The following is a 24,684-nucleotide window of genomic DNA, read 5'->3' on the forward strand; positions in this document are numbered from 1 at the left end:
GCTGTCCGCCTCCGTCAGGCACTTCAAGGAACCCCGCCAACGCGCAGATCCCAAAAAGCGTGTTTCATAAAAAGGGCGTGAATTCTAACGAAAAAACCCGCGACAGGCGCGGGTTTCTTCAAAACGGGTCAAACACTCTTACATGCGCTGCAAGTCGCGTTGGGCCAACTGAGCGGCGGAAGTGCCCGGGTATTGCGACACGACCTGTTGCAGAATGCCTTTGACCTTGTCTGTGTGACCGAGGCGGCGCTCTACATCAGCCAGCTTGTACAGCGAATCAGGCACTTTTGGATGCTTGGGGTACAGCTGCGAAACCTTGGCAAAAGCCTGACCTGCACCTTGCAGATCGCCTTTGGCCAAATTCACTTCGCCCAACCAGTACTGGGCATTGCCCGCATACTGGCTGTTCGGGTACTTGCGCAGGAATGCGGCAAAAGCCTGGCTGGCCTTGTCGAAATCCTTGGCCTTGATCAGGTCGAAGGCTGCATCGTAATACAGTTTTTCCTTCGCCGGATCAGCTGGCTCGCTACCCGCAGCAGGCGCTTGAGCGGCGGCCGCTCCTGCACCTGCGCCAGCGGCTGCACCGGGGGCATTCAAACTGCCACCGGCTGAAGAATTATCAGGAGTCGCGGCTGGTGCAACGCCGGTTCCTATGCGCCGATCAAGATCCTGATATCGCTCCAGGTTCTCTTGCTTCATACGCGCTACATCATTCTGCAGAACTTCGATTACACCCTGTTGGCGTGAAATCTGCTCCTGCATGGATTGCAATTGGTTGAACAGCTCGCCCTGTGCCGAGACAGGGGCCGAAACCCCTCCCCCGGCATAGGCGCCGTTCGTACCGTAACCCGCAGGCGGATTGCTACTCCCGCTATTGTTATAGCCGGAGTCGTTATCGACCACAGGAACCGCAGCCCACACCGCAAGCGGTGCGAGGCTGAGAGCCAAAACAGTTACAGCACGACGGCACGTTCGCATGACGAATTACTTACGCAGTTCGACGCGACGGTTTTGAGCCCAGGACTGCTCGTCGTTGCCGGTAGCAACTGGACGCTCTTCGCCGTAGGAAACCAGTTCCAGCTGAGCTGGGGAAACACCTTGCAGTACCAGGTAGCGCTGAACGGCTTTCGCACGACGCTCGCCCAGTGCCATGTTGTACTCACGAGTACCACGTTCGTCGGTGTTGCCTTCCAGAACAACGCGAGCGCCGTTTGCTTTCAGGTCTTTGGCGTGAACGTCCAGAGCGCGCATGGCTTCTGGCTTCAAGTCCGAGCTGTCGTATTCGAAGTAGAAGGTGGTGATTGCGCGCAGAGCAGCTTCTTCGCTCAGGGAACCGTCAACGGCACCAGTGTTTGCGCCGTAACCAGCGTTTGGATCAACAGCGCCTTCACCGGCGTTGTCGCCGCCTTTGGACGAGCAACCTACAGCTACAGCCATGGCCAGAGCCAGCGCAGCAAATTTACCAAACTTCAGCATTTCCATCGTGAAACTCCTAATGAACCCCAGTGTGTTAAGTAAAACGTGTAGCGCCGCGTCAGTTCAGGTAAGGGGACCAGGAAGGTTCTCTGACTTCGCCTTGTGCGGTAGGAAGCGGGAGCCTTACGCGTCCATTAATGGACACGAGCATCAAGACTCCCCGGCCCTGCTGGCGGGTGGCGTAGATTACCATGGTGCCGTTGGGCGCAACAGTAGGTGACTCGTCCAGAGTGCTATCAGTGAGGATCTTTACACTACCTCGCTGCAAATCCTGGGCCGCCACCTTGAAATTAGTGAAGCCATCCTGGCGGTGAATCATCACCAGGGTCTTTTCATCAGCCGAAAGTTTAGGGTTGGCGTTGTAGTTACCAATAAAGGTCACACGCTCCGCACCGCCACCACCGACGCTGGTTTTATAAATCTGTGGCTTGCCGCCACGGTCGGAGGTGAAGTAGATGGTCGAACCATCCTTACCCCAGAACGGTTCGGTGTTGATGCCGGGACCGTTGGTGACGCGAGTGATCTGACGCGAACCCAGGTTCATCACGTAGATGTCCGGGTTACCGTCTTTCGACAATACGAACGCCAGGCGATTGCCATCCGGCGACCAGGCTGGCGCGCCATTCAGGCCTTCGAAGTTGGTGATCTGCTCACGGCGACCGGTGTCGATGTTCTGCATGAAGATACGCGGACGCTTCTGCTCGAACGAAACGTAAGCGATGCGCTTGCCGTCCGGTGCGAAACGCGGCGACAGGATCGGCTCACGCGATTGCAGCAGAGTCACGGCGCGGGCACCGTCATAGTCCGAGCGTTGCAGCGTGTAGCGCGTGTTCTTCTCGGAGAAACGTTCGGCCGTCACGTACAGCAGACGTGTCGAGAACGCACCTTTGATACCGGTGAGTTTTTCGAACGACTGGTCGGCAATGTAGTGCGCCATGTCACGCAGCTGATCGACGCTGCCCGACACGCTACCGGTCAGCACTTGCTGTTCGGTGGCGACGTTGAACAGAGCGTACTGAACCTGCAGGCGACCGCCCGCTGGAACAATGCTGCCGACCATAATGTATTGAGCGTTGATCGCCTTCCAGTCACGGAAAATGATTTCGCTGGCCTGGCTCGGCTGGCTGATCATGTTCTGCTTTGGAATCGGCGCGTAGTAACCCGAGTTGCGCAGGTCGTTGCCGATGATTTCGGCCATGTCATCCGGCAGCACGGTGCCGCCCTGGAATCCGAATGGCACTACGGCAATTGGAGTTGCCTGGGAGCTACCACTGCTGACCAGGATATTTTTTTCGTCTGCGGTGGCCAGTCCTGCAAAGCAGAACATGACGACAAGCAGTCCTCGAAGAAGGTTTCTCACAAGGCTAGATCCTCAGGTGTGAATGTCATCTTGAATGAACGATAGGGTGCGAAATCAGCTGGCTTCAGACCCTGCATTTCGGTCAATCGACCAATATTTTTTACCGCCGCTACCGCTGAACTGTCGAACGGTGCATCACCGCTGGACTTGGCAACCGATACGCCGGAGATTGTTCCATCAGGCAGCATGTTGATTTGCAGGATCACTTTCATGCCCTTGCGGGCCGACGGTGGCTGCGCCCAACCTTCAGAAGCACGGGAGCGAATCAAGTCGTCGAAGTTACCCGCGACTTCATCACCCTGTTCATCCGCCAAAGCCTGCTGACGCTCCGTCGTGTCGGAAAGCAAATCGGCCAGGGCCTGAGCTTTTTTCTCATCGACGGATTTACGTGCCGCTTCCTGCGATTTTTTCTTCGCAGCATCGGCAGCAGCTTTCTTCTTCGCGTCTTCGGCGACTTTCTTCTTCGCCTCTTCAGCTTCAGATTTCTTCTTGGCGTCTTCCGCGGCTTTCTTCTTCGCGTCTTCGACAATCTTTTTCTTGGCTTCTTCAGCGGCCGCTTTCTTGGCCTCTTCTTCCGCCGCTTTCTTGGCTTCTTCTTCAGATTTCTTCTTGGCTATATCAGCCAATTGTTTCTCTTCAATCTTTTTGGCTTCGGCGGTCTTCTTCGCTTCATCGGCTTTCTTGGCTTCATCAGCCTTTTTTGCCTCATCCGCTTTTTTAGTCTCGTCGGCCTTCTTGGATTCTTCGGCTTTTTGAGCCGCATCTTCCTTCTTTTGTTCCGCGGCCTTGATCGCTTCCTGTTCGATCTTTTTCTGTTCCATCTGTTCGACTTCGGTCTGACGCGCGGCAGATTTCTTCGCCTCACCCGCAATCTTCTGATTGGTCTGGGTGGTCGCCTGACTTTTCGATTTCAGCTGGTACAAGGTCGCCTGGACAATCGGCTTGGCCGGCGGCAGCTCCGGCGTGAAGGCGAAACTGACGAACAGCATGCCGAACACCAGCACGTGCAAGACAATCGCCAGGACACTAGGCCAGAAGTAGCTTTCCGAGGCGGACGGCTCTCGCATTTGCTGCATCAGGGTGCCTCGGTAATCAAGCCAACATTACCGACCCCGGCTTTCTGCAACCCGCCCATGGCGCCCATCACGGAGCCGTAATCGACGGTCTTGTCGCCACGGATAAACACCTGGGTGCGCTTGCCGCCTTCAGTACCGGCGCGAATGATCTTGGTCACCGCGTCAGTCATCTGCGGCAAGGTCATGGCCTTGTCCTGTTGCTTTTCAGTCTCGACTTCGCTGCCAAGGTTCCAGTAGTAGGTCTTGTCAGCCTTGATCGAAATGGTCAGGACCTGGGTGTTGTTGTCCTGCGGCAAGGCTTCGCTGGAAACCTTGGGCAGATCAACTTTCACGCCCTGATTGAGCATCGGAGCGGTCACCATGAAGATAACCAGCAGCACCAGCATCACGTCGATGTAAGGCACCACGTTCATCTCGGCAACCGGCTTGCGCTTTTTGCGAGCTCGAGCGATTAAAGCCATTGGAAATTACCTGCTTATTCTTCGCTGGTGTGCACTTTGCGGTGCAGGATCGCCTGGAATTCATCGGCGAAGGTGTAGTAACGGCCCAGCAGGGTCTCACTGCGAGCAGCAAAACGGTTGTAAGCGATAACGGCCGGGATGGCTGCGAACAGGCCAATCGCGGTAGCAATCAGTGCTTCGGCGATACCCGGAGCCACGGTGGCCAGGGTCGCTTGCTGGGCAGTGGCCAGGCCACGGAAGGAGTTCATGATCCCCCAGACCGTACCGAACAGACCGATGTACGGGCTGACGGAACCGACGGTAGCGAGGAACGGCAGGCTCTGTTCGAGCTTTTCTTCTTCGCGGGAAATGGCGACGCGCATGGCACGGGCCACGCCTTCCATGACCGCTTCAGGGTCAACGCCTGGCTGCTGGCGCAGACGGGAGAATTCCTTGAAACCGGCACGGAAGATCTGCTCGACGCCCGAATCCGGGTCCGGGTTGCTGCCGGCCTGACGGTAGAGTTTGGACAGGTCGATGCCGGACCAGAAGCGCTCTTCAAAGCTCTCCAGGGCACGTCGACCGGCGCGCAGCAGGTTGCTGCGCTGAAAGATCATGATCCATGAGGTCACCGATGCGGCTACCAGGATCAGCATTACCAGTTGCACCACGATACTGGCATTGCTGACCAGGCTCCACATGGAGGAATGGTCGACGACGTTAGCTTCCACGCTTTATCTCCTGCTTTGAGTGTGTACCCGCGCCGCTCACGTCGGCAAAGGCCGCACGTAGAGCTTCGGGAATGGCCCGGGGTTTTAAACTTTCAGTGCGCACACAGGCCACCAGAAACTGCCCTTCGCAGAGCAGCGCATTATCCGTGGCTCGCCTGACCTGCTGCTTGAAGCGCAGGCTGACACGGTTCAATTCGATTACTTCAGCGCTTACCAGAAGCTCGTCGTCCAGTCGCGCCGGCGCGTGATAACGCGCTTCGCTGGAATGCACGACAAACAACAGGTCCTCTCCTGCCAGCTGGGACTGGGCAAAGCCCAGATCCCGGAGCCGCTCGGTTCGAGCCCGTTCCATAAACTTGAGGTAATTGACGTAATACACGATGCCGCCCGCATCGGTGTCCTCGTAATAAACGCGACAACGAAGTGCGAAAGGCTCAAGCCCGTTTTGCGCGCGCATACTCTAGTGCTTACTCCTCAGGTTGCCAATCCGGCCAGGCAACTGTTTTTCATTGATTCGCGGCTTTCTGGTGAAAGTACGGTCCTCAGACCGCACAAACTCCGAATAAATCAGCCCGCAAAGGTGATTAATCGTCTACCGCATCGAGGAACTCGTCTACCACGGGCATCTCGCCCATTCGTGACGGAATGTTTAAACCGAAGTGCAGATACGCGTGCCGGGTGACCACCCGCCCCCGCGGCGTGCGCATGATGTAGCCCTGCTGGATCAAATACGGCTCCAGCACGTCTTCAATGGTGTGTCGTTCTTCGCTGATCGCTGCGGCGAGACTGTCCACGCCCACCGGTCCACCGTCGAACTTCTCGATCATGGTCAACAACAGACGTCGATCCTGGTGATCGAAGCCACGTTCGTCGACGTCCAGCAGGTTCAAGGCCAGGTCTGCGATCGGCTTGGTGATGTGGCCCTTGGCGCGCACTTCGGCGAAATCCCGAACCCGGCGCAACAAACGGTTGGCGATCCGTGGGGTGCCACGGGCGCGTCGGGCGATTTCAAAGGCGCCCTCTGGGTCCAGCGGCAAACCGAGGATGTTCGCCGAACGGCTGACAATTGTTGCCAGGTCGGCGGTGTTATAGAACTCCAGGCGCTGGACGATGCCGAAGCGGTCGCGCAACGGGTTGGTCAGCATGCCGGCCCGCGTCGTCGCCCCCACCAGGGTGAACGGCGGTAGATCCAGTTTGATCGAACGCGCGGCCGGCCCTTCACCAATCATGATGTCGAGCTGGAAATCTTCCATGGCCGGATACAACACTTCCTCGACGATCGGTGAGAGCCGATGGATTTCGTCGATAAACAGCACGTCGTGGGGCTCGAGATTGGTCAACAGCGCAGCCAGATCACCCGGACGCTCAAGCACCGGACCCGAAGTGCTCTTGATCGACACGCCCATTTCCTGGGCAATAATGTTGGCCAGGGTGGTTTTACCCAGACCCGGCGGGCCGAAAATCAGCGTGTGGTCCAAGGACTCGTTACGCCCGCGAGCGGCCTGGATGAACAACTCCATTTGCTCGCGAACAGTCGGCTGGCCAATGTACTCGGCCAGGCTGACAGGACGAATCGCCCGGTCCTGGACTTCCTCGCGGTCGCGAGGGCCGGGCGTGGCGGCAATCAGACGATCAGCTTCAATCACTTAGATCATTCCCTTCAGGGCACGACGAATCATGTCTTCACTGCTCAAACCTTTCTCCTTGATTGCAGAAATCGCCTTGCTGGCTTCCTGCGGCTTGTAGCCCAAGGAAATCAGCGCGCTGACCGCGTCATTTTCGGCGGTGGCGACCGGTGCCGGCGCATCAGGCCCACCCGGCTGGTTCGGCACCAGGGCGAACATCGCCGGCACGGTTTCCCAGGCCTTGAAGCGGTCCTTGAGCTCCACCAGCAAACGCTCGGCCGTCTTCTTGCCCACGCCCGGCACCTTGGTCAGCGCCGAGGTGTCCTGGGATTGCACGCAACGGACCAGCTCATCCACTTCGAGGCTCGACATCAACGCCAGGGCCAATTTTGGCCCCACACCATTGAGACGGATCAACTCGCGAAAAAAGTCTCGCTCACGCTTGCCGAAGAAGCCATAGAGTAACTGCGCGTCTTCACGAACAACCAGATGGGTGTGCAAGGTCAGCGGTTCACCGACCGACGGCAAGCGATACAGCGTGGTCATGGGCACTTCCAGCTCATACCCCAGACCGTTTACATCCAGAATCAGGTGCGGCGGCTGTTTCTCAGCCAGTGTGCCGCGCAAGCGTCCAATCACGTTTCAGATCCTTGAGCGTTGGCCAGATCAACGACTGGCGACTGACAGAACAAGGGTTTTGCGCCGACAACACAGGCGCAAAACCCTCATTCCCTAAAAATGACTGCTGATGCTATCAGAGACGCAGGCGCCCGCCACGACTGCGTGCCGTTCCCAAGCCATGGGGCAACAGGCTGGAACGGGTATGAGCGTGGCAAATGGCAATGGCCAGGGCATCCGAAGCGTCGATTTGTGGCTTGCTGGTCAATTTCAGCATGTGCATGACCATCATCTGCACCTGCTCTTTATTGGCGGCACCAGTGCCGGTCACTGCTTGCTTGACCTGGGTCGCGGTGTACTCGGCGATTTCCAGGCTTTCTTCGGCACCCGCCACAATTGCAGCGCCCCGGGCTTGACCGAGCTTCAGGGCCGAGTCGGCATTGCGCGCCATGAAGACTTTTTCAATGCCCATGGTCACAGGGCCGTAGGTCTGGATGACTTCACGCACACCGCGATAGACGATTTGCAGACGCTCATGCAATTCGCCGGAACCGGTGCGAATGCAGCCCGACGCCACGTACACGCAGCCACGCCCGGTATCACGTACCACGCCATAACCGGTGATGCGCGAACCGGGGTCGATACCAAGAATTAAAGTCATAACGCCTGCGGGTTCATTAAAAACACAATATTCATTACAGCAAATAACAAATGTGGGAGCTGGCTTGCCTGCGATGGCGTAGGCACATCAAACCATGATGTAGCCTGACACGCCGCCCTCGCAGGCAAGCCAGCTCCCACACTGAATCTTAGTCGCCCTTATCCGAGCTGCGCGGCTACCGACTCGGGAATGTCCGCGTTGGAGTAGACGTTCTGCACGTCATCCAGGTCTTCAAGCATGTCGATCAGCTTGAGCACCTTCTCGGCGCCTTCCAGGTCCAGTTCGGCACTGGTGGTCGGTAGCATCACGATTTCCGCGTCATCACCCTTGAAACCCGCCGCTTCCAGCGCGTTCCGCACGGAGTAGAAGCCGGCGAACGAGGTGAACACGTCAATCGAACCGTCTTCATGGGTGACCACGTCATCGGCGTCGGCGTCCATGGCCGCTTCCATCAGCGCATCTTCATCAACACCCGGCGCGAAGGAAATCTGCCCCTTGCGCTCAAACAGATAGGCCACCGAACCGTCAGTCCCCAGGTTGCCGCCACACTTGCTGAACGCATGGCGAACAGCGGCTGCGGTGCGGTTACGGTTGTCGGTCATGCACTCGACCATCACCGCCACGCCACCCGGGCCGTAGCCTTCATAGGTCAGTTCGACCATGTCGTCAGTATCGGCTGCACCGGCACCGCGGGCGACTGCGCGATCAATGATGTCGCGGCTCATGTTCGCACCAAGCGCCTTGTCCAGCGCCAGGCGCAGGCGCGGGTTGGAACCCGGATCACCGCCGCCCTGACGGGCCGCAACGGTCAGCTCACGAATCCACTTGGTGAAAATCTTGCCCTTCTTGGCATCCTGACGTTCTTTGCGGTGCTTGATGTTCGCCCACTTGGAATGACCCGCCATATCTCGCTCCGAATTTCTCTTTGAAACATCGCCCGCCGCGCACGCTGTGTCGGCCAGCAACAAAAAATCTCGACCTAAAGAAAAGGCGCATCCCGGAAGGATGCGCCTTTGCGGTCAGCCTTACTCAGCCTTTGGCGTTTCGCGCAGACGAATGTGCAGTTCGCGCAATGCCTTGGCATCTACAGCACCCGGTGCCTGAGTCATGACGTCAGCCGCGCTCTGGGTTTTCGGGAAAGCGATCACTTCACGAATCGACTGGGCGCCGGTCATCAGCATGACCAGACGGTCCAGGCCGAAGGCCAGGCCACCGTGTGGCGGTGCGCCGTATTTCAGGGCGTCGAGCAGGAAGCCGAATTTCTCTTCCTGTTCCGCTTCATTGATACCCAACAGGCGGAACACCGTCTGCTGCATTTCCTTGCGGTGGATACGGATCGAACCGCCACCCAGCTCGGTGCCGTTCAGAACCATGTCGTAGGCACGGGACAGAGCGGTCGCCGGGTTGGCTTCCAGTTCTTCCGGGGTGCACTTCGGCGCGGTGAACGGGTGGTGCAAGGCGGTGAAGCTGCCGTCGTCGTTCTCTTCGAACATCGGGAAATCGACAACCCACATCGGCGCCCACTTGCAGGTCAGCAGGTCCAGGTCGTTGCCGACCTTGATCCGCAGCGCGCCCAGGGCCTCGCTGACGATCTTGGCTTTGTCGGCGCCGAAGAACACGATATCGCCATCGACCGCGCCAACACGATCGAGGATCACGTTGAGGTTGGCTTCAGGGATGTTCTTGACGATTGGCGACTGCAGGCCTTCAACACCTTTGGCGCGCTCGTTGACCTTGATGTAAGCCAGGCCCTTGGCACCGTAGATACCGACGAACTTGGTGTAGTCGTCGATCTGCTTGCGCGGCATGCTCGCCGCGCCTGGAACGCGCAGGGCGGCAATACGGCACTTCGGGTCGTTGGCCGGGCCGCTGAACACCTTGAAGTCGACGTCTTTCAGTTGGTCTTCAACGTCAACCAGTTCCAGCGGGTTACGCAGGTCCGGCTTGTCGGAACCGTAACGGCGCATGGCTTCTTCGAAGGTCATGTGCGGGAAATCGCCGAATTCCAGGTCCAGCACTTCCTTGAACAGGTTGCGGATCATTTGTTCGGTGATGGCCATGATCTCTTTTTCATCGAGGAAGCTGGTCTCGATGTCGATCTGGGTGAATTCCGGCTGGCGGTCGGCGCGCAGGTCTTCGTCACGGAAGCACTTGGCGATCTGGTAGTAGCGGTCGAAGCCGGCCACCATCAACAGTTGTTTGAACAACTGTGGCGATTGCGGCAAGGCGAAGAAGGAACCGGCGTGGGTACGGCTCGGCACCAGGTAGTCACGAGCGCCTTCCGGGGTGGCACGGGTCAGGATCGGTGTCTCGACGTCGAGGAAGCCGTTCTCGTCCAGGAAGCGACGGATGCTGGTGGTCATGCGCGAACGCAGACGCAGCTTCTCGAGCATTTCCGGGCGACGCAGGTCGAGGAAGCGATAACGCAGGCGGGTTTCTTCACCGACGTCGGAGAACTCGTTCAGCGGGAACGGCGGGGTTTCCGATTCGTTCAGCACTTCCAGTTCGTAGCCCAGCACTTCGATCATGCCCGACGCCATGTTGGCGTTGGTGGCACCGGCCGGACGCAGGCGAACCTTGCCGGTGATCTTCACCACGTATTCGCTGCGCACGCGATCGGCGGCGGCGAAGCTCTCGGCGCGGTCCGGGTCGAACACCACCTGGGCCAGACCGTCACGATCACGGATATCGAGGAAAATCACCCCACCGTGGTCACGGCGACGGTGCACCCATCCGCAAAGGGTAATTTCCTGGCCTTCCAGGGCTTCGTTCAGTTGGCCGCAATAATGGCTGCGCATCATGGTAGTGGTTTCACTTCTCGTAATCGAAATTCGGTTGGAGGCCCTGCAGGTGTTGCAAGGGCTCGCGCGTGTCGTTCAACTCAGGTTCCAGACCTTAGTCAGCTTTGTCGCCGCCGGCCAGATTCTTCTTGGAACCGGTCTTGAAATCGGTTTCGTACCAGCCGGTGCCGCTAAGGCGGAAGCCCGGCATGGACAGCATCTTTTTAAGCTCTGGCGCCTGGCAGGCAGGGCAGTCGACCAGCGGTGCTGCGCTGATCTTTTGAATGGCTTCCAACTGATGACCACAGGAAGCACATTGATAGTCGTACATCGGCATGGGGGTTGTCTCGGCGATCAGATTGCTACCGCACACACTGGGTTTTGCGGCAAAGAGCGGGATTATATCCATTAAATGCAGCCTGTGCAGCCGTAAGACTGCACAGACCGACACGCTGCCCGATCACCCGCGTGGCTAGGGCATTGCGACGCAGCCCCCTTCTTTCAGGCTGTGTACGACGCAGACAACCCGCACCAGCCCGGTAAAGTTCTTGACCCCGCCATGACGCAAGTGCACTTCGCGATCCACGTGGGACAGCAGCGCACTGACCGTACAACAATTGACCTTGGCCATATCGCCCAGAATATCCCAGTACACCTGCTCAAGCCGCAAGCAGGTGGCAAAGCCGTTCAACCGCACCGACCGGGATAGAGGCCGGGCCAGCCCCATATCAAATTCGCTGACAAATGGATCAATCCTTATCTCCTTGACCGGACCGACCCTCCCCTCGCTTCGCCTGTCTTCGTAATCCATATCGTTGACACTCCTTTGTCATCCTTGCCTTCTGTAAGAGCACTCTGCGTGGCCTTATAAAAGCGCAGGCGCAAAGGTATATCCAGATGACTTTATGACCGTGGACGTAGGATAAGCCAACAGCTGAATGGCGATCATGGAGACCGTCCTAGGCCGGCCATTTTCCTACGCAACCAGAGGATTTTTAACGCACGAAAAAGCGATTGAAAGAAGTCGAAGATCGCGAACGACACCCGAGGGGCATCATTCGCGTACTGACGATATTACTGATCCAGCAGAGACCGCAGCATCCATGCGGTTTTTTCGTGGACTTGCATGCGCTGGGTCAGCAAGTCAGCCGTCGGCTCGTCGCTGACTTTTTCCAGCAGCGGAAAGATCCCGCGCGCGGTACGGGTGACCGCCTCTTGCCCATCGACAAGCTGCTTGATCATGTCTTCGGCGCTGGGCACGCCGGCTTCTTCCTTAATAGAAGACAGCCGCGCATAAATCGAATAGGCGCCGGGGGCAGGAAACCCGAGGGCGCGAATGCGCTCGGCAATCGAATCGACGGCCAGGGCCAGCTCGTTGTATTGCTCCTCGAACATCAGGTGCAGGGTCCGAAACATGGGACCGGTGACATTCCAATGGAAGTTATGGGTTTTCAAATACAGCACATACGTGTCCGACAACAGACGCGAAAGCCCATCGACGATGGACTTGCGGTCCTCTTCACTGATACCGATGTCGATTGCCATGTTTTTCCCCTAAAGGTGATGAATTCATCCAACAGGTGCAGGACCACTCTAGCAAGCCTGCCACCCCCTCGCAGCCCGGGATTGCACAATGACCTGCGACAAATCGCCCCGCGAAGCACCGCTGGACTGCCTGATTTGAGTAGCTGCAGGCTTTGCTGTTAAATAGACCGCGTGTCGCGACCGCCTGTTTTTCGGGGGCTGCGCATAGGCTGGTACCGGGTACGTGTCCAACGCCTCTTATTGTTCTGAAGCGAACCGTGCTCCATCAGCTCTTCCTTGTGATCCGTCTTAACGTGAGTTAATCAAAATGTTGAAAATCGTCCACCTGCTAATGGGCGCAGCAGCTTTGCTGCTGTCCTTCATCCCTAGCCTGCGATCCGAAGCAGTCCCTTACCTGCAACAACCTGACGCGCTGTACCTGGCCTTTTTCGGCCTGCTCAACCTCACCCTTGCTCCCGTTATCCCTTACTGGAACAAAGGCCCACGTCATCAACTGCAAAACCTGGTCAGCGCCCTGCTGGTCCTGGCTGTCGTCCTGCAAACCCTGACGTTGCTCGCGCCGATGCCTGTCATCGCCGGTCAACCTGCCGTTCTGTTCAGCCTGGTGGCTGCGCTGATCGCCGTTCTCCTGCACCTGGCTATCAGCTTCTACAAATCCTCGCCGGCCGCCGCTTCGCCAAGCTACGACATGAGCAACCGCGATACCGGCACCGTCAAGTGGTTCAACACGTCCAAAGGCTTCGGCTTTATTTCCCGTGATTCCGGCGATGATATTTTCGTGCATTTCCGGGCCATTCGTGGCGAAGGTCACCGCGTTCTCGTTGAAGGCCAGCGCGTGGAGTTCTCTGTCATGAATCGTGACAAAGGGCTGCAAGCCGAAGATGTGATCGCCGCATTGCCGCGTCGCTGATTCAAGGCTAAAAAAAACCGCGAGCAGCTGAGCTGTTCGCGGTTTTTTATTGCCTGCGGTTTCAATAGTGAGGCGGTGGCGCTTCTTCTTCGAAGGTTTCGAACTGCCCGGCCATTTCTTCCTGGCGCTTGAGCAATGCAGCCATCTGCAATTGCAGGCGTTCAACGGCACGCTGCTGCGTCGCCAGCACATCGCTCAACGACTGGATAGTGTCATCCTGAAACGCCAGTTGGCTCTCCAGATCGGTAACGCGATCTTCCAGGCTCATGATTCAACCCTCCAGAAACGTGAAATCTTCGGTTAACAGCAGACGCAGGCGCTCGCGAATCGACGCAATCTGCGCTGCGCTGTAAGGCACGGCCGGGTGTCTGCCCCAGACCGGAGCTGGCCAGGCGGCGTCCTCACGTTTGCGCACAATGACATGCATGTGCAACTGACTGACGACATTACCCAGCGCCGCAACATTCAGCTTATCGGCGTCGAACGAATCCTTGAGCAGTTCCGCCAGCGCAGTTGTTTCCTGCCACAGCTGCTGTTGATCTGCGACACCCAACTGAAATATCTCACTGATATCTTCACGACGTGGCACCAGGATGAACCAGGGGTAGTTCGAATCATTGGATAACAGCAACCGGCAAAGCGGGAAATCGCCAATCGGAAGCGTGTCTTGTTGAAGTCGTGGATCTAAAGCGAACACCGCGCGCACTCCCGCCAGGTCATCATTTTTCAGCTTAGCGCCCATCCAGACAGGCCGCGCACCAAGCGACAGGACGCCAGCATACCCGTGATCACCCCAGGCATCACCTTGAACCAACGCCCCGAGATGGGCCGTTTTTGATCAGGACGCACCAACACAGAACCGAAGATTGCCCCCAGAAGGGCGAAATGACTGATATCCAATGAATAGTTCCAGCCGTAGTCATGAGCGCACTGTGTGATTTCAGCACAGTGATTAAGATTTTTTGCACCAAAACCGCACAGTGCGTCTACGCTGAGTGCGTCAGCATCCGTGAATTACTCACCGAAGGGGTGAACCGGTAACGTTTTTCATTGTCACGCTTTCGGTTTCAGGGTTACAACACCATGCAATGCACGGCGTCAAGCGTACAGACAACACGCTTGAAGCCCCCGGTTTTACGAGGTTTTTACAGCAACAGGCAGGCTTTCGGAAAAAATCAGTAGCAGAATTCCGGTTTGTGCACGCTTGTTGCATTCACACCCACATCGCCCTGATGCCTCCGCTGGAAGTGGAGGCCCCAAGGCACATAAAAACAGCGGCAGGGTTGCCCAATGGAGATTCAAACGTTTCACCAGGGACTCTTTTTACCGATGCACAAGTCTTGGAAAACAACGTTAAAGTTGCCAATCCGCTTGCGTCGAGGCAGTAAATTTGCGACATCTACCCAGCCGTTTGCGACACCGTCGTAAAGAAGCTGAAAGGTTAGATACGCAAGTATCGCCAACATGGTCTGCGTGATATAACTTTGCGCCGACTCAAAAAAGAAAGAGCCGCCCAGATAATAAAACAGGTGGGACGGCAGTACTCTTCTAAAACCAAAGGAGCAAATCACGATGCGCGTGATGAAGTGGAGCATGATCGCACTGGCAGTTGCAGCAGCAGCCAGTACTCAAATGGCTACGGCCGCACCTTTTGTAAGTGACCAGGCTGAAGCCAAGGGTTTTGTTGACGACGCCAGTTTGAACTTGCTGGTTCGCAACTACTACTTCAACCGTGACAACAAAGATCGCGCCCGCGACGTCAAAGACTGGACCCAAGGTATCTGGGGCACCTTCAACTCCGGTTACACCCAAGGTACTGTTGGCGTCGGCGTTGATGCATTCGGTTACCTGGCCATCAAACTGGATGGCGGCGATGGCACTTCCGGTTCGGGTAACATGAGCCGTAGCGACACCGTCAACGCCAACGGTGGCCGCGACGTCAACGACAGCCAGGGTAAAGCCGGCGCTGCCGTTAAATTCCGCATCTCCAAAACCGAGCTGAAAGTCGGCGACATGTCGCCAAGCACTGCTCCAGTGTTTGCTGTTGGCGGTTCCCGTATCCTTCCTCAAGTTGCCAGCGGTTTCCAACTGCAGAGCAGCGAAGTCAAAGACCTTGACCTCGAAGCCGGTCACTTCTACTCGGGTTCCAGCCAGGACAAAAACGCCCGTGACGGCGATCTGTTCGCAAACTACGCTGGCGTGGCTGCTAACTCCATCGACTATTTCGGTGGCAAATACGGCATCACCGACAACCTGAGCGCATCGCTGTACGGCGCCAAGCTGGAAGACATCTGGAACCAGTACTACGCGAACGTGAACCTTACCACTCCGATTAGTGGTGACACGTCGCTGAACACCGACTTCAACATCTATCGCACCACCGATACCGGTGACTCGAAAGCCGGTGACATCAGCAACACCGCGTTCTCGCTGGCCACTGCGCTCTCGTTCCTGAAAGCACACACCATCACCCTGGCCTTCCAAAAGGTTAATGGCGATACCCCATTCGACTACGTCGGTATCGGCAAGAACAACCGTGGCGGCGACTCGATCTTCCTCGCCAACTCCATCCAGTACTCTGACTTCAACGCCCCTGGCGAGAAGTCTGCCCAGGTCCGTTACGACCTGAAAATGGCCGAGTACGGCGTTCCAGGTCTGAGCTTCATGACCCGTTACGTTAAAGGCTGGGACATCGACGGCACCAAAACTCCTGCAGGCAGCGCTTACGCCGGCCTGTACGGTGAAGACGGCAAGCACAACGAAACCAACTTCGAAGCCAAGTACGTTGTTCAGTCTGGCCCGGCAAAAGACCTGTCCGTCCGCTTCCGTCAAGCTTGGCACTTTGCTAATGCCGACGAAGGTGAAGGCGACGTGAAAGAGTTCCGCGTGATCGTCGACTACCCACTGTCGATCTTGTAATCGCAGCGGTTTAGTTAGCAAGTATAAAAAAGGCCCCTCTTCGGAGGGGCCTTTTTTTTAACCATTGCACAGTGCATTAATGATTAGCTTGCTACTCAATAAGCCTGACTATTAAGTCAGGCCTGGGTTAAAACATCTCAATTCACCGGTGCTTCCTGAACCACTCGAATAACCCGCTGTGGAAATGGAATATCAATACCGGCCGTTTTCAAACGATCCCGGGACTGCTCGTTAAACATGAACATCACATCCCAGTAATCCGCGGTCTTCACCCACACTCGCAGAGAAACAGTAATCGAACTATCACCCAGCGTCGAAATTACTGCCTGAGGTGCCGGTTCAGCCAAAATACGCTCGTCTTTGGCCAGATCCAGTAATACTTCACGGGCCTTCTGAAGATCCGCTTCGTAGTCCACGCCCACATCAAATACAACTTTGCGCGTTGGCTGACGATTTGTATTGGTAATGATACCGTTCGACAGGCTGCCGTTCGGGACAATGATGGTTTTGTTGTCCCCGGTGCGCAGCACGGTGTGGAAAATCTGAATGGCGTCAACCGTACCGGCCACACCTTGCGCTTCGATCCAGTCACCGATGCGGAACGGGCGGAATAGCAGAATCAGCACACCGCCGGCGAAGTTTGTCAGGCTGCCCTGCAACGCCATACCTATGGCGAAGCTCGCCGCAGCGATGGCAGCAACGAACGAGGTGGTTTCAATACCGATCATCGAAGCGACGCTGACAATCAGCAACACCTTGAGAATGATATTGGCCACGTTGCTGATAAAGCTTTGCAGCGCCAAGTCGGCGCTACGCAAGGCCAGCAAACCGCCGAGCTTTTGCGTGACCTTGTTGATCAGCCACCAGCCGACGGCCAGCGTGATGACCGCCAGCAACACGCGACTGCCGTACTCCATGATCATCGGGATCCAGGCTTGGGATGCCTTGACCAGGTTATCCACTTCGGTATTCAAATCCATCTACTTTCTCCTGATTTCCGGCCATCCGGCACGCGAAAAAATAAGCGGCAGAAAAAGACCCGCCGGAATAAACACAATCCTGTGGGAGCGAGCTTGCTCGCGATGAGGGTGTGTCATTCAACAGTGATGTCGACTGATACACCCTCATCGCGAGCAAGCTCGCTCCCACAGTTCCCACTTGAAAGATCAGTCGCGGAAGTTGTTGAACTGCAGCGGCATGTCGAAAGTCTTGGCGCGCAGGGCCGCGATGGCTTCCTGCAAATCATCACGTTTCTTGCCGGTGATGCGCACTTGCTCGCCCTGAATGGCGGCCTGGACCTTGAGCTTGGCGTCCTTGACGTGAGCGACGATTTTCTTCGCCAGCTCTTTGTCGATGCCTTCCTTGAGGACGGCTTCCTGTTTCATCAGCTTGCCCGACGCGTAGGCATCCTTGACTTCAAGGCACTGCACGTCGATTTTGCGCTTGACCAGCGCCAGCTTGAGGATCTCGATCATCGCTTCGAGCTGGAAGTCAGCCTCGGCGGTCAGGTTGACGGTCAGGTCCTTTTCCTTGAATTCAAAGGTGCCCTTGCCTTTCAGGTCATAACGGCGATCGAGTTCCTTGACGGCGTTCTCGACCGCGTTGGTGACTTCGTGTTTGTCCAGTTCGGATACCACGTCGAACGACGGCATGTAATCTCTCCAATAAAAGGCGCGCTCGATAGCGATGGAGCGCGCTTGGCTTGCGGTTAAAATCGGGCTCATTATAACGGGTCTTTTCCAACCGATACTGCGAGCCTTACATGCCTGCGCCAAACCGAGCAAAAAGCTGATGTCCACCACTTGGCATGTTTTGGGTGCCGGCAGCCTTGGCACGTTGTGGGCCACCCGCCTGGCGCGGGCCGGGGTGCCGGTCCGGTTGATCCTGCGCGATGAACAACGTTTACAGGCCTATCAGGCGGCGGGCGGGCTGACGCTGGTGGAGCACGGCGAAGCCAACACTTATGAGATCCCCGGTGAGACACCGCACAACAGCGAGCCGATCAACCGCCTGCTGGTAGCCTGCAAGGCCTACGATGCCGAAAAGGCTGTCGCCCAACTGGCACCACGCCTGACGCCCGACGCCGAGCTGATCCTGTTGCAGAACGGCCTCGGCAGTCAGGACGCTGTCGCCGCACAGGTGCCTCAGGCGCGTTGCGTATGCGCATCGAGCACCGAAGGCGCGTTTCGCGATGGCGACTGGCGCGTGGTGTTCGCCGGTCACGGCTACACCTGGCTGGGGGATGCCTGTCATCCGGTGGCGCCGATCTGGCTGGATGAACTGACGGCCGCCGGTATTCCTCACGAATGGAGCACCGACATCCTGACCCGGCTGTGGCGCAAACTGGCACTCAACTGTGCGATCAATCCGCTGACGGTGCTGCACGATTGCCGCAACGGCGGCTTGCAGCAACACCATTGCGAAGTCGCCACCCTTTGCGTCGAACTGACCGACTTGCTGGAACGCTGCGGTCAGCCGGCTGCCGCCGAGGAACTGCAACAGGAAGTCGAACGGGTGATCCATGCCACCGCGGCCAACTACTCCTCGATGCACCAGGACGTCGCGAGCCAGCGCCGGACCGAAATCAGCTACCTGTTGGGCTATGTCTGCAAAGTGGCCGCACGGCACCAGTTGAACCTGCCCCACCTCAATCAGTTACAGCAGCGGCTGATTGTCCATCTTCAAAGCCTTGGATTGCCCAGCGACTGAGCAGCGGCTACGCTGGCCACTTGTTCCTTTTCAGCGATGAACCTGATGCCATTGCGCCAGCGTCTCGAAAACCTTCCGGTCGGCCAGAAACTGCTGGCCGCCCTGCTCGTGCTGTTGATCACCATCCTGCTGGTCGCCAACCTGACCTTTATCAGCGCCGCGTATTACATCTCCCAGGAAAGCATGGCGCCCCAGGCGTTGCAGACCATCGGCCGACTGGTGTCTAACCCGAGCCTGGTGGCCGACGCCTTGACGTCGCCGCAAAGTGCCGAGCGCCTGCTCAATGAACTCAACAGTTATTCACCGCTGCGGGCAGCAGCCTTGTATGACGGCAAGGGTGAGCGATTGGCGCAATTGCAGCATGGCGAAAAGCTGCACCTGCCGGATCGCTACCGGCACATCGAAGCCTGGCAGGCCACCGAGTTTCGCAGCAATCAGGTGATCACCCTGCCCCGCCCCGGCACCGCGCCGGGGCACCTGTTACTGGTGGCCAGCAGTGAATTGCCAGTGGCGTTCTATACCGGGACCCTGACCGCCAGTCTCGGCATTCTGATCTTCAGTGTGCTGTTGTGGCTGGTGATCGCCCGACAGATCAAACGCCTGATCACCCGGCCGATCCATCAGCTTGAAGAGTTGTCCCGGCAAGTGACCCGCGAAGAGAACTACGCCCTGCGCGCCTCCCGTGGCAACCACGACGAAATCGGCAGTCTCGCCGAGGCCTTCAACACCATGCTCTCGCGGATCGAAGCCCGGGAGCAGCAGCTCAAACGTGCCCGGGATGACTCCCAGGCGGCTTACGATCAGGCGCAGGGCCTGGCCGAAGAAACCCGCCACACCAACCGCAAACTGGAACTCGAAGTCCAGGTGCGCAGCAAGATCGAGAAGAAACTCACCGGGTTCCAGAACTACCTCAACAGCATCATCGACTCCATGCCGTCGGCGCTGATCGCCCTCGACGAGCAACTCTATGTCACCCAGTGGAATCAGGAGGCCAGCGCCCTGTCCGGCACGCGTCTGGACGAAGCCTTGAACCAGCCGATCTTCCTCGCCTTCGAGCCGCTGAAACCGTTTCTGCCGCAGCTCAAGCAGACCGTCGAGCAGCACACGGTGGCGAAGATCGAGCGCGTGACCTGGTTCAAGGACGATGAACCCAAGCATTACGCCCTGACTTTCTACCCGCTGATGGGCGGGGCCGGGCGCGGTGTGGTGATCCGGATCGACGACATTACCCAACGCCTGTCGCTGGAAGAAATGATGGTGCAGTCGGAAAAAATGCTCTCGGTCGGCGGCCTCGCCGCCGGCATGGCCCACGAAATCAATAACCCGTTGGGTGCAATTCTGCACAACGTGCAGAACATTCGACGACGCCTGTCGCCTGACTTGCCGAAGAACCTCGAACAGGCCGAGCAAACCGGCATCTCTCTGGAAACGGTCAACAAATACCTGCAAGCGCGCGAAGTGCCGCAGCTGCTTGATGGCATTCAACAGGCGGGGGCCCGGGCTGCAAAAATTGTCACCCACATGCTCAGCTTCAGCCGTCGCAGCACCCGGCAAATGGCGCCGTGCGACCTGCCGGCGCTGATCGATCAAGCAGTGGAAATCGCCGGTAACGACTTCGACCTGGCCATCGGCTTCGACTTCAAGGGCCAGGCGATCATCCGTCAGTTCGACCCGGCACTGGGCCCGGTGCCCGGCACGGCCAACGAACTGGAGCAGGTGCTGCTCAACTTGCTCAAAAACGCGGCCCAAGCCATTCACCAGCGTGAAGACGACAGCGAACCCGGGCGCATCATTCTGCGCACCCGGCTGAATCCGCCATGGGCCGAAATTCAGGTCGAGGACAACGGCATCGGCATGAGCGAGAACGTGCGCAAACGCACTTTCGAGCCGTTCTTCACCACCAAGGAAATCGGTCAGGGCACAGGCCTCGGCTTGTCGGTCTCGTATTTCATCATCACCAACAACCACAAGGGGCAGATGGAGGTGCAATCGACGCTGGGCCAAGGCACCTGTTTCACCTTGCGCCTGCCACTGGCGGGCTCCCCCGTCATCTCTCAAGAACTCAATCAGCTATCGAGGTAACCCATGGGCTTTCGCTTGTCGAAGATTTACACCCGTACCGGCGACAAAGGCGAAACCGGACTCGGCGATGGTCGCCGCGTGCCCAAGGACCACCCGCGGATCGAGGCCATTGGCGAGGTCGATACGCTGAACAGCCAGGTGGGCGTACTGTTGGCCGGGTTGGCCGCTGAAAGTGCTGCGTATCCGGGTTTGAGCGAGGTGATTGAGGTTTTGGCGCCCTGCCAGCATCGGTTGTTCGACCTGGGTGGCGAGTTGGCGATGCCGGAGTATCAAGCGTTGAATGCAGCGGAAATCGAACGGCTGGAAGCGGCGATCGATCTGTGGAATGAGGAGTTGGGGCCGCTGGAGAATTTCATTCTGCCGGGTGGTTCAGCGCTGATTGCCCAGGCCCATGTGTGCAGATGCCTGGCGCGCAGCGCGGAGCGGCGGTGTCAGCATTTGAATGCGATTGAACCGCTGGCCGGTGTTGGCTTGGCGTATATCAATCGGTTGTCGGATGTGTTGTTTGTGGTGGCCAGGTTGATTGCCAAGCGGCAGGGGGTTGCCGAGATTCTTTGGCAGGCGGCCGCTAAGCCTCAGGAATAATTGGCGCCTGTCAGGACGCCTTCGCGAGCAAGCCCGCTCCCACATTTGATCGCATTCCATCTGGAAGAACTCGGTCAACTGTGGGAGCGTGGCTTGCCCGCGAAGAGGCCGTCAGCATCACCGGAAATTCAAGCCCCGGGCCAGAATGCCCGAATCCCCGCCACACCTTGAGCCCCCGCCTCCCAAGCCTTTTGCTGTTCCGCCGGGCCAACACCACCGAGCAAGAACACCGGTTTGCTGAAACCGTCGATCAACGCCGCCGCCTGCTCCCAGCCCAACGGCAGCGCATCTGGATGAGTCTGGGTCGGCTGCACCGGTGACAAGGTCACAAAATCCACGCCCATCTGCTCGGCCAACGCCAGCTCTTCAGCGTTGTGGCAAGACGCCGCCAACCAGCGCGACGCCGGTAACGGCCGACCCGCCGCTGCGTATTTGCGCAACTGCGCTGCCGTGATGTGCCAGCCGGCGGACGGGAAGTCGCCCAGCCACTCGAACGGGCCCTTGATCATCAATTGCGCCTTGCCGGCACACAGCCCCGCCGCGTCCACCGCCAAATCGCGGTATTTCGGATCGTAGCCGTTGGGTGCCCGCAGCTGGATCAACTTGATGCCGCCAGCGATGGCTTTCTGAATACCGCGCAACAGCGCCGGGGTTTCCAGGTCTTCAGGCGTAATCAAATACTGTGCAGGCAATCGTGCGGCCGCGACGATCGGCTGGTTGGCCGCCGGGAATTCGTAGTTCAGCAGATCACGCTGAGCCACCCACTCCAACGGCTGGCCTTCGGCGCCGTGGGGCTCACCGGTAAAGGCCGAGACTTCCCAAACGTCCAGCAACACTTGCTTGTCCGGGTAATCGTGGCGGACTTTGATCAACGGTCGTGCGGCGCTGACCACAATGCCCAGCTCTTCCTGGAGTTCGCGAGCCAGGGCGCTTTCGACGGATTCGTCGTCCTCGACCTTGCCCCCGGGGAATTCCCACAAGCCGCCCTGATGCTGGGTGTCGGCACGGCGTGCGATAAGGATCTTGCCGCTGTTGTCACGGATAACGGCGGCGGCTACGTGTACTCGTTTCACTGCCCAATCTCCTCCAGGCCAGCCTTCTGCCAGGCCTTGAACGACGGCCATTGGTAGACGGTTTCAACATAGGCTTCGTCCGCCGCCGGCAACTTCACCTGATACGTGCGCAGGCGCACGGCAATCGGTGCGAAGAAGGCATCGGCGAGGGTCGCGCCGCCGAACAGGAACGGACCGGTTTGAGTCGACGCCGCACGGCATTCAGCCCACAACGCCAGCATGCGCTCGATATCTGCCTGCACCTCAGGAGGCGTAGGCGACAGCGGTGCGTCGCGGCTCAGGTCGAACGGCATGTTGCCGCGCATGGCAAAGAACCCGGCGTGCATCTGCGCACAAGCCGAACGGGCCTGGGCACGGGCGGCGGTGTCCTTGGGCCAGAGGCCGGCGTCGGGGAATTGCTCGGCCAGGTATTCGGCAATCGCCAGGGAGTCGGCGATGGTGCCATGCCCGGTTTTCAGCAGCGGGACTTTGCCGGTCGGCGAGTGCTTGAGCAGGCGTTCGCGGGTGTCCGGCTGGCCCAGCTTGATCAGTTCTTCGGTGTACGGGGCGCCGGTGAGGTCAAGGGCCAGTGCGCCACGCAGGGACCAGGAGGAAAGCAGTTTGTCGCCGATGATCAGGTGGAGGCTCATGTGTGGGTGCCTTCTCGTCAGGGGAACAAGCCAGAATATCTAGCGGCTGGTCGTCCGTCATCGCGGGCAAGCCCGCTCCCACAGGGTTAGCGCAAATCCTGTGGGAGCGGGCTTGCCCGCGATGGGGGCGACTCGGTCTTATGTGCGGTATTCGGCGTTGATCTTCACGTATTCGTGGGACAGGTCGGTGGTCCAGATGGTTTCGCTGCAATCGCCGCGACCCAGTTCGATACGGATGGTGATCTCTTCCTGCTGCATCACCGCCGCGCCCTGGGCTTCGGTGTAGGTCGCGGCGCGGGCGCCACGGCTGGCGATGCAGACTTCGCCGAGGAACACGTCAATCTTGCTCACGTCCAGGTCTGGCACGCCGGCACGGCCGACGGCGGCCAGGATGCGGCCCCAGTTCGGGTCGGAAGCAAACAGTGCCGTCTTGATCAGCGGCGAGTGCGCCACGGTATAACCGACGTCCAGGCATTCCTGGTGATTGCCGCCGCCGTTGACTTCGACGGTCACAAATTTGGTCGCGCCTTCGCCGTCACGCACGATGGCCTGGGCCACGTCCATGCACACTTCGAACACCGCTTGTTTCAGCTTGGCAAACAACTCGCCTTCGGCGCGGGTGATTTCCGGCAGCGCAGCCTGACCGGTGGCGATCAGCATGCAGCAGTCGTTGGTCGAGGTGTCGCCGTCGATGGTGATGCGGTTGAACGACTTGTTCGCGCCGTCCAGCAGCAGATTCTGCAACACGTCGCGGGAGACTTTGGCGTCGGTGGCGATGTAGCCGAGCATGGTCGCCATGTTCGGACGGATCATGCCCGCACCTTTGCTGATGCCGGTGACGGTGATGGTCACGCCGTCATGCTGGAACTGGCGGCTGGCGCCTTTGGGCAAGGTGTCGGTGGTCATGATGCCGGTGGCGGCGGCTTCCCAGTTATTCACCGACAGGTCGTCGAGGGCGGCTTGCAGCGCACCTTCGATTTTCTCGACCGGCAGCGGCTCACCGATCACTCCGGTGGAATACGGCAGCACCAGGCTGGCGTCGACACCGGTCAATTCAGCCAGTTTGGCGCAGGTGCGCTCGGCGGCAGCCAGGCCAGGTTCGCCCGTGCCGGCGTTGGCATTGCCGGTGTTGGTCAGCAGGTAACGTACCGGGCCTTGTACTCGTTGCTTGGCCAGAATCACCGGAGCGGCGCAAAAGGCGTTCAGGGTGAACACGCCCGCGACCGTGGAGCCTTCGGCACAGCGCATGACCACGACATCCTTGCGCCCCGGGCGCTTGATGCCGGCCGAGGCGATACCGAGTTCAAAACCGGCAACCGGGTGCAACGTTGGCAAAGGACCAAGACCAACAGCCATGAATGCGCTCCTTAATAAATGATGTCAGCACCGCTTTCAGGAAGAACGGTGGTGTAAATGGCAAAACGCCGCGACGGCTGATGCCGGTCGCGGCGCGGGTATTTCAGCG

General features: G+C 58.3%; 28 protein-coding genes. 5 read left to right on the forward strand and 23 right to left on the reverse strand.

The features are described from left to right. Positions 1-138: 138 nt before the first annotated feature. The 15 genes from ybgF to K0F88_RS14600 all read right to left on the reverse strand — a co-directional run bounded on the left by ybgF (position 139) and on the right by K0F88_RS14600 (position 12,312). The gene (gene ybgF, locus K0F88_RS14530; RefSeq protein WP_219095498.1) at positions 139-978 is read right to left on the reverse strand and encodes a tol-pal system protein YbgF; all 840 of its coding nucleotides are present in this window, start codon (positions 976-978) and stop codon (positions 139-141) included. 6 nt (positions 979-984) lie between these two features. Beyond that, positions 985-1,482: a peptidoglycan-associated lipoprotein Pal gene (pal, locus tag K0F88_RS14535; RefSeq protein ID WP_003178634.1), complete on the reverse strand. Its 498-nt coding sequence runs from the start codon at positions 1,480-1,482 to the stop codon at positions 985-987. Positions 1,483-1,534: 52 nt separating this feature from the next. Continuing rightward, positions 1,535-2,803, reverse strand: coding sequence for a Tol-Pal system beta propeller repeat protein TolB (gene tolB, locus K0F88_RS14540; protein ID WP_219095499.1), 1,269 nt, complete (start codon positions 2,801-2,803; stop codon positions 1,535-1,537). A gap of 29 nt (positions 2,804-2,832) precedes the next feature. Next, on the reverse strand, positions 2,833-3,912 hold the full coding sequence (tolA, locus tag K0F88_RS14545; RefSeq protein ID WP_219095500.1) for a cell envelope integrity protein TolA: 1,080 nt from the start codon (positions 3,910-3,912) through the stop codon (positions 2,833-2,835). Next, positions 3,912-4,364 (reverse strand): protein TolR, encoded by a 453-nt coding sequence (gene tolR / locus K0F88_RS14550; protein WP_219095547.1) that lies wholly within the window; start codon positions 4,362-4,364, stop codon positions 3,912-3,914. The genes tolA and tolR overlap by 1 nt, the downstream gene beginning before the upstream one ends. Before the next feature lie 23 nt (positions 4,365-4,387). Next, positions 4,388-5,083: a protein TolQ gene (tolQ, locus tag K0F88_RS14555; protein WP_008147369.1), complete on the reverse strand. Its 696-nt coding sequence runs from the start codon at positions 5,081-5,083 to the stop codon at positions 4,388-4,390. Next, complete coding sequence (gene ybgC / locus K0F88_RS14560; RefSeq protein WP_010457477.1) at positions 5,073-5,540, reverse strand: tol-pal system-associated acyl-CoA thioesterase; 468 nt, start codon at positions 5,538-5,540, stop codon at positions 5,073-5,075. The genes tolQ and ybgC overlap by 11 nt, the downstream gene beginning before the upstream one ends. A gap of 127 nt (positions 5,541-5,667) precedes the next feature. Then, positions 5,668-6,729, reverse strand: coding sequence for a Holliday junction branch migration DNA helicase RuvB (gene ruvB / locus K0F88_RS14565; protein WP_219095501.1), 1,062 nt, complete (start codon positions 6,727-6,729; stop codon positions 5,668-5,670). Further along, the gene (gene ruvA / locus K0F88_RS14570) at positions 6,730-7,347 is read right to left on the reverse strand and encodes a Holliday junction branch migration protein RuvA (protein WP_007897033.1); all 618 of its coding nucleotides are present in this window, start codon (positions 7,345-7,347) and stop codon (positions 6,730-6,732) included. Between the two features lie 115 nt (positions 7,348-7,462). Beyond that, the gene (gene ruvC / locus K0F88_RS14575; RefSeq protein ID WP_008147379.1) at positions 7,463-7,987 is read right to left on the reverse strand and encodes a crossover junction endodeoxyribonuclease RuvC; all 525 of its coding nucleotides are present in this window, start codon (positions 7,985-7,987) and stop codon (positions 7,463-7,465) included. Between the two features lie 158 nt (positions 7,988-8,145). Continuing rightward, entirely contained in the window at positions 8,146-8,892 is a 747-nt protein-coding gene (locus tag K0F88_RS14580) for a YebC/PmpR family DNA-binding transcriptional regulator (protein WP_074879469.1), read from the reverse strand. Between the two features lie 120 nt (positions 8,893-9,012). Beyond that, positions 9,013-10,788 (reverse strand): aspartate--tRNA ligase, encoded by a 1,776-nt coding sequence (gene aspS / locus K0F88_RS14585; protein ID WP_123409285.1) that lies wholly within the window; start codon positions 10,786-10,788, stop codon positions 9,013-9,015. A gap of 94 nt (positions 10,789-10,882) precedes the next feature. Further along, positions 10,883-11,104 (reverse strand): FmdB family zinc ribbon protein, encoded by a 222-nt coding sequence (locus tag K0F88_RS14590; protein WP_010457489.1) that lies wholly within the window; start codon positions 11,102-11,104, stop codon positions 10,883-10,885. A 135-nt stretch (positions 11,105-11,239) separates the two neighbouring features. Continuing rightward, complete coding sequence (locus K0F88_RS14595; RefSeq protein WP_094470991.1) at positions 11,240-11,578, reverse strand: ribbon-helix-helix domain-containing protein; 339 nt, start codon at positions 11,576-11,578, stop codon at positions 11,240-11,242. 263 nt (positions 11,579-11,841) lie between these two features. Further along, the gene (locus tag K0F88_RS14600) at positions 11,842-12,312 is read right to left on the reverse strand and encodes a Dps family protein (RefSeq protein ID WP_094470990.1); all 471 of its coding nucleotides are present in this window, start codon (positions 12,310-12,312) and stop codon (positions 11,842-11,844) included. A 307-nt stretch (positions 12,313-12,619) separates the two neighbouring features. Between K0F88_RS14600 and K0F88_RS32820 the strand changes: the two genes are divergently transcribed. Then, positions 12,620-13,222 carry a cold-shock protein gene (locus tag K0F88_RS32820; protein ID WP_074879478.1) on the forward strand — a complete coding sequence of 201 codons (603 nt, stop codon included), beginning with the start codon at positions 12,620-12,622 and terminating at the stop codon, positions 13,220-13,222. A gap of 61 nt (positions 13,223-13,283) precedes the next feature. Here the strand turns inward: K0F88_RS32820 and K0F88_RS14610 are convergent, their stop codons facing one another. From K0F88_RS14610 to K0F88_RS14620, 3 genes are all read right to left on the reverse strand, one after another. Next, entirely contained in the window at positions 13,284-13,490 is a 207-nt protein-coding gene (locus tag K0F88_RS14610; RefSeq protein WP_010457497.1) for a SlyX family protein, read from the reverse strand. A 3-nt stretch (positions 13,491-13,493) separates the two neighbouring features. After that, on the reverse strand, positions 13,494-13,919 hold the full coding sequence (locus tag K0F88_RS14615; RefSeq protein WP_219095548.1) for an HIT domain-containing protein: 426 nt from the start codon (positions 13,917-13,919) through the stop codon (positions 13,494-13,496). A gap of 610 nt (positions 13,920-14,529) precedes the next feature. Continuing rightward, a complete protein-coding gene (locus K0F88_RS14620; RefSeq protein WP_219095502.1) occupies positions 14,530-14,817 on the reverse strand; it encodes a hypothetical protein in 288 nt (95 codons plus the stop codon). On the opposite strand from K0F88_RS14620, the gene K0F88_RS14625 reads away from it, so the two are divergent. Then, positions 14,795-16,141 carry an OprD family porin gene (locus K0F88_RS14625; protein ID WP_219095503.1) on the forward strand — a complete coding sequence of 449 codons (1,347 nt, stop codon included), beginning with the start codon at positions 14,795-14,797 and terminating at the stop codon, positions 16,139-16,141. The two genes, K0F88_RS14620 and K0F88_RS14625, sit on opposite strands and share 23 nt — an antisense overlap. A gap of 137 nt (positions 16,142-16,278) precedes the next feature. Here the strand turns inward: K0F88_RS14625 and K0F88_RS14630 are convergent, their stop codons facing one another. Together K0F88_RS14630 and K0F88_RS14635 are read right to left on the reverse strand one after the other, a co-directional pair. Beyond that, a complete protein-coding gene (locus tag K0F88_RS14630; RefSeq protein WP_219095504.1) occupies positions 16,279-17,121 on the reverse strand; it encodes a mechanosensitive ion channel family protein in 843 nt (280 codons plus the stop codon). 186 nt (positions 17,122-17,307) lie between these two features. Then, on the reverse strand, positions 17,308-17,793 hold the full coding sequence (locus K0F88_RS14635; RefSeq protein ID WP_007906601.1) for a YajQ family cyclic di-GMP-binding protein: 486 nt from the start codon (positions 17,791-17,793) through the stop codon (positions 17,308-17,310). 139 nt (positions 17,794-17,932) lie between these two features. On the opposite strand from K0F88_RS14635, the gene K0F88_RS14640 reads away from it, so the two are divergent. From K0F88_RS14640 to K0F88_RS14650, 3 genes are read left to right on the forward strand one after another with little or no spacing between them, the layout of a single operon-like run. Beyond that, positions 17,933-18,850 (forward strand): putative 2-dehydropantoate 2-reductase, encoded by a 918-nt coding sequence (locus K0F88_RS14640; RefSeq protein ID WP_094470986.1) that lies wholly within the window; start codon positions 17,933-17,935, stop codon positions 18,848-18,850. A gap of 45 nt (positions 18,851-18,895) precedes the next feature. Continuing rightward, positions 18,896-20,932: a HAMP domain-containing sensor histidine kinase gene (locus K0F88_RS14645; RefSeq protein WP_219095505.1), complete on the forward strand. Its 2,037-nt coding sequence runs from the start codon at positions 18,896-18,898 to the stop codon at positions 20,930-20,932. Between the two features lie 3 nt (positions 20,933-20,935). Continuing rightward, positions 20,936-21,517, forward strand: a complete 582-nt coding sequence (locus K0F88_RS14650; RefSeq protein ID WP_219095506.1) for a cob(I)yrinic acid a,c-diamide adenosyltransferase — start codon at positions 20,936-20,938, stop codon at positions 21,515-21,517. Positions 21,518-21,645: 128 nt separating this feature from the next. On the opposite strand, the gene K0F88_RS14655 is transcribed toward K0F88_RS14650, so the two are convergent. The 3 genes from K0F88_RS14655 to argJ all read right to left on the reverse strand — a co-directional run bounded on the left by K0F88_RS14655 (position 21,646) and on the right by argJ (position 24,575). After that, a complete protein-coding gene (locus K0F88_RS14655) occupies positions 21,646-22,590 on the reverse strand; it encodes a Nudix family hydrolase (protein WP_219095507.1) in 945 nt (314 codons plus the stop codon). Beyond that, a complete protein-coding gene (locus K0F88_RS14660) occupies positions 22,587-23,219 on the reverse strand; it encodes a glutathione S-transferase family protein (RefSeq protein ID WP_219095508.1) in 633 nt (210 codons plus the stop codon). The genes K0F88_RS14655 and K0F88_RS14660 overlap by 4 nt, the downstream gene beginning before the upstream one ends. A 138-nt stretch (positions 23,220-23,357) precedes the next feature. Next, positions 23,358-24,575, reverse strand: a complete 1,218-nt coding sequence (gene argJ / locus K0F88_RS14665) for a bifunctional glutamate N-acetyltransferase/amino-acid acetyltransferase ArgJ (protein WP_219095509.1) — start codon at positions 24,573-24,575, stop codon at positions 23,358-23,360. Positions 24,576-24,684: the final 109 nt, after the last annotated feature.

It is taken from the genome of Pseudomonas sp. UMAB-40 (assembly GCF_900095275.1).
In the GTDB taxonomy this organism is placed as follows: Bacteria; Pseudomonadota; Gammaproteobacteria; order Pseudomonadales; family Pseudomonadaceae; genus Aquipseudomonas; species Aquipseudomonas mandelii_B.

Excerpts from the sequence above, each read along its gene's own strand:
- K0F88_RS14620 (WP_219095502.1), bottom strand. The coding sequence starts at position 14,817 with ATGCTCCACTTCATCACGCGCATCGTGATTTGCTCCTTTGGTTTTAGA.
- pal (WP_003178634.1), bottom strand. The coding sequence starts at position 1,482 with ATGGAAATGCTGAAGTTTGGTAAATTTGCTGCGCTGGCTCTGGCCATG.
- ruvC (WP_008147379.1), bottom strand. The coding sequence starts at position 7,987 with ATGACTTTAATTCTTGGTATCGACCCCGGTTCGCGCATCACCGGTTAT.
- K0F88_RS32820 (WP_074879478.1), top strand. The coding sequence starts at position 12,620 with ATGTTGAAAATCGTCCACCTGCTAATGGGCGCAGCAGCTTTGCTGCTG.
- aspS (WP_123409285.1), bottom strand. The coding sequence starts at position 10,788 with ATGATGCGCAGCCATTATTGCGGCCAACTGAACGAAGCCCTGGAAGGC.
- K0F88_RS14600 (WP_094470990.1), bottom strand. The coding sequence starts at position 12,312 with ATGGCAATCGACATCGGTATCAGTGAAGAGGACCGCAAGTCCATCGTC.
- tolA (WP_219095500.1), bottom strand. The coding sequence starts at position 3,912 with ATGCAGCAAATGCGAGAGCCGTCCGCCTCGGAAAGCTACTTCTGGCCT.
- K0F88_RS14650 (WP_219095506.1), top strand. The coding sequence starts at position 20,936 with ATGGGCTTTCGCTTGTCGAAGATTTACACCCGTACCGGCGACAAAGGC.
- K0F88_RS14645 (WP_219095505.1), top strand. The coding sequence starts at position 18,896 with ATGCCATTGCGCCAGCGTCTCGAAAACCTTCCGGTCGGCCAGAAACTG.
- argJ (WP_219095509.1), bottom strand. The coding sequence starts at position 24,575 with ATGGCTGTTGGTCTTGGTCCTTTGCCAACGTTGCACCCGGTTGCCGGT.
- K0F88_RS14610 (WP_010457497.1), bottom strand. The coding sequence starts at position 13,490 with ATGAGCCTGGAAGATCGCGTTACCGATCTGGAGAGCCAACTGGCGTTT.
- K0F88_RS14625 (WP_219095503.1), top strand. The coding sequence starts at position 14,795 with ATGCGCGTGATGAAGTGGAGCATGATCGCACTGGCAGTTGCAGCAGCA.
- K0F88_RS14640 (WP_094470986.1), top strand. The coding sequence starts at position 17,933 with ATGTCCACCACTTGGCATGTTTTGGGTGCCGGCAGCCTTGGCACGTTG.
- K0F88_RS14630 (WP_219095504.1), bottom strand. The coding sequence starts at position 17,121 with ATGGATTTGAATACCGAAGTGGATAACCTGGTCAAGGCATCCCAAGCC.
- K0F88_RS14590 (WP_010457489.1), bottom strand. The coding sequence starts at position 11,104 with ATGCCGATGTACGACTATCAATGTGCTTCCTGTGGTCATCAGTTGGAA.
- ybgC (WP_010457477.1), bottom strand. The coding sequence starts at position 5,540 with ATGCGCGCGCAAAACGGGCTTGAGCCTTTCGCACTTCGTTGTCGCGTT.
- K0F88_RS14580 (WP_074879469.1), bottom strand. The coding sequence starts at position 8,892 with ATGGCGGGTCATTCCAAGTGGGCGAACATCAAGCACCGCAAAGAACGT.
- K0F88_RS14660 (WP_219095508.1), bottom strand. The coding sequence starts at position 23,219 with ATGAGCCTCCACCTGATCATCGGCGACAAACTGCTTTCCTCCTGGTCC.
- tolB (WP_219095499.1), bottom strand. The coding sequence starts at position 2,803 with ATGTTCTGCTTTGCAGGACTGGCCACCGCAGACGAAAAAAATATCCTG.
- K0F88_RS14635 (WP_007906601.1), bottom strand. The coding sequence starts at position 17,793 with ATGCCGTCGTTCGACGTGGTATCCGAACTGGACAAACACGAAGTCACC.
- K0F88_RS14595 (WP_094470991.1), bottom strand. The coding sequence starts at position 11,578 with ATGGATTACGAAGACAGGCGAAGCGAGGGGAGGGTCGGTCCGGTCAAG.
- ybgF (WP_219095498.1), bottom strand. The coding sequence starts at position 978 with ATGCGAACGTGCCGTCGTGCTGTAACTGTTTTGGCTCTCAGCCTCGCA.